Genomic DNA, 3233 nt, shown 5'->3' with positions numbered 1-3233 from the left:
CCGCCGATCCCGCCAAGACGGAGCCGTGGGCGAGCATCCTCACCGAGAACAGTGCCGGAAACGCGCCGATCACCGTCCCGATCTTCATCGGCCAGGGTCTCGCCGACCAGCTCGTGCGGCCGACGTCGACCGAGGCATTCGCCGCGAAGCTCTGCGCCGCGGGGGAGAACCTCACCTTCCACCTCTACCCGGGCGTCAACCACGGGTGGGCCGCGTACCGCAGCCTTCCCGACGTCCTCCCGTTCTTCGAGACTGCCCTGCACGGCACCGTGACCTCCACGTGCGCGGCATCATGACCCGGGGGCGTCGCGGTGCGTCGGGAAGACAGCTGACCGTGGCAGCGGTGCCCTCTCGCGCATTCGGTCTCGCGCACGGCCGGGTGCACTAGCATCGGCCTCATCCACCAGGGTCCGGGGGAGAAGTCGTGCTGTATTGGGACAGTGCAGCGCTCGCGTGCGTGGATGCCGCGATCGCTGATGCACGCGAGGGTCGTCCTCGTGTACTCGTCGTGCACGGCGGCCCGGGATCGGGGCGCTCCAGCTTCCTGCGTGAGGTGCTGACGCGCGTCGAGGCTGCGGGGCGGTTTGTGGTGCGCACGGGCAACGGGGATGTCACTGGAGAACGGCAGCTCCAGGGCCTCGCCGGCCTCGGGGTCGAGGTGGTCGCGGCCCGCGTCGGAGAAGCGCCGAACTCCCTCGAAGCGGATCAGGCGCTGCGCGATGCGGTCGACGCCGACACCGAACGCGCGCCGCTGGTCATTGCGATCGACGACCTGCAGTGGCTGGATCCGGAGTCGGTGAGCGCTCTCGCACACCTCATGGCCGGGGCGGTCGCCGAGCGGCTCCTGTTGGTCGTGACGACCGGTCACTTCGAACCGTTCCAGCACCCCGACTGGCAGCACCTCGTCGCGGTGAGCCCCCTCGTCGTGCCGATAGAGCTCGAGCCGCTGCCGTGGGAGACCGCGGTGCGGGTGGCGAAAGATGTGCGCCCTGAGCTCGACACCCAGGTCGCTCGTCTGCTGTGGGAGCACACGCAGGGGAACCCGCTGTTCTACGCCGCGACACTGCGCCGGGCAACCCTCGCCGACCTCGAGCGCATGGAGCAGTTCCCCGCGCCCGACGACTATGCCCGTGCGATCGAGGTGCGACTCGCCGGCCTCGGCCCCGATGCCGTCGCGCTGGCCCGAGCCGCCGCGGTCATCGGTGCCGGGTGGATGCCGCTTGCCGACGCCGCGTACGTCGCCGAACTCGACGATCCCACCGCGGCCCGCGACATCCTCGACCGGGAGTTCGTGCTCGAGGGGCGCGCGGCGAAATACGGCGTCGAGGTGCGCTTCGTGCACGCGCTCGTGCAGGCGAGCGTCGCCCAGTTCATCCCGGTCGCCGACGCTGCTCGCCTGAACTCCCGCGCCGTCGCGGTGGCCGCGGACGAACCCGCGGAGCTGCGTCACCGCTACGCGGCCGCGACCACCCACGACGAGCAGCTCGTGGGCCAGCTCGTCGAGGCCGCCGAGCGGCAGGGTTCCGAACGCGCGCACCGGCTCGCGGCGACCTACTTCGATTGGGCCGCCCGGGTGTCGGGCGACGGCGCCGAGCGCAGTCGGCTGCGGATGGAGTCGTTCTACCAGTGGATCCTCGCCGGGCGGGTCGAGCTCGTGCGCGACAGGCTCCCCGACATCCGTCAGGCGCGCGATCGCGCCGGCGCCGCGCTCGTGCAGGGGATGCTGCTCGCGCACGACAACGACTGGCTCGGTGCGATTCGCGTGCTCGCGCCAGCTGCGGCATCGGCCGGCGCGACGCTGACCGCATATCGCATCGAGGTTCTTCTCGCGTGGAGCACGATGTGCGCGGGAGGAGCGACCGCAGACATCCTCGGTCACATCTCCCGAGCGGAATCCATGCCCGCACGTGACGACGCGCTCGCCGGACTCGTCACCTTCGCCGCCGCGCTCATGATGGGCCGCAGCGATCTCGGCGAGCGAGTGCAGGCGGAGCTGCTGCGTCTGCCCGCCCGTCCCGCCGCCGTGCCGATGGATGACACGTACTGGCTCGCCTGGCAGGGGCTCGGTCTCGGCTTCGACGGCCGCCTCGAAGAGGCCATCGAGCCGCTGCGTGAGGTCGACGCGCGCATGGCGACCGGATTCGTCGACGTCGGAGATGGTCTGACGCGTGCCTTCCTGGGCTGGTGCTACCAGCTGCTCGGCGCCGCGGATGTCGCGACCCCCTACTTCCGCGCCGCGGACGCGCTGCGGCGTGCACGCCCACACCCTCTGACCACCGCGATCATCGCGGGCGGTCACACCCATCGCGGCGAGTGGGATCAGGCTGCCGAGCTCTTCGAGGCCGTGCACGGCGTGTTGCGCGACACCCCCTGGCCCGAGGCGGTGATCGCGCTTCTCGCCGCGGAGGCGGCTTACCTCCATGCCCACGGCGACGCGTCCGAGCGTGCCGCGCTGCTCGCACGCTACCGCCGCTCCTACGGCGAGATCGTCGACGCGGCGCCTCTGGCCGGGCCTCTGGCGACGCCCTGGATGGCGACCGCCCACCTCTGGGCCGGCGAGCACGCCATCGCCCTCACGATCGCGGATGGTCTGCAGGCGCGGGGAGATCTCTCGTGGACCGGCAGCACCGCCGACTGGATCCGTGCGCTCGTGACCGAGGCGCGTGGGGATGTGACCGGTGCGCTGACGCTTCTGCAGCGGGCCGCGGCATCCGCCTCGGACGACATCCCGATCCTGCCCGCCCATGTCGCGGCCGACCTGGCACGCGTGGCCGCGGCGGCGGGCGACGCCGGCCTCGCCGCGTCGTCCCGCGCCCGCGCCGACGCGATCTACCGTCGGGTGGGCGCAGCCGGATACGTCGACCCCGCGGCCCCCGCCGACGCCCCGAACCTCGCAGTCGCCGTGGTGTCGGCGCCGGTCTCCGAGGTGCCCGACGACCTCGAAGCGCTCTCCGAACGGGAGCGAGAGGTCGTCGCGCTGGTCGTGAGGGGGATGAGCTACGCCCAGATCGCCCGCGAACTGTACATCACGCGCAGCACGGTCGGGTTCCACCTGTCGCGCATCTACGCGAAGACCGGCACCACGTCGCGGCACGAGCTGTGCGAACTGCTCGCGCAGGTCTGAGCGTCCCTCGCCCGGTCAGCGCTCGGGTGCGATCGTCCCGTAAGCGCTCGCATCCCAGTCGAGGATGCGCCATCCGATCACCACGCCCTCGATCAGGAACGGGTCGCCG

2 protein-coding genes are annotated in these 3233 nt (G+C 71.7%); both read left to right on the top strand.

The window, feature by feature from the left end:
* On the top strand, positions 1-296 hold a 296-nt coding region (locus ASG00_RS14940; RefSeq protein ID WP_162238399.1), incomplete at its 5' end, for an alpha/beta hydrolase family protein.
* Between the two features lie 128 nt (positions 297-424).
* On the top strand, positions 425-3124 hold the full coding sequence (locus ASG00_RS12515; protein ID WP_082483236.1) for an AAA family ATPase: 2700 nt from the start codon (positions 425-427) through the stop codon (positions 3122-3124).
* Positions 3125-3233: the final 109 nt, after the last annotated feature.

It is taken from the genome of Microbacterium sp. Leaf351 (assembly GCF_001423825.1).
In the GTDB taxonomy this organism is placed as follows: Bacteria; Actinomycetota; Actinomycetes; order Actinomycetales; family Microbacteriaceae; genus Microbacterium; species Microbacterium ginsengisoli.
This window is presented reverse-complemented; position numbering and strand designations above follow the sequence as displayed.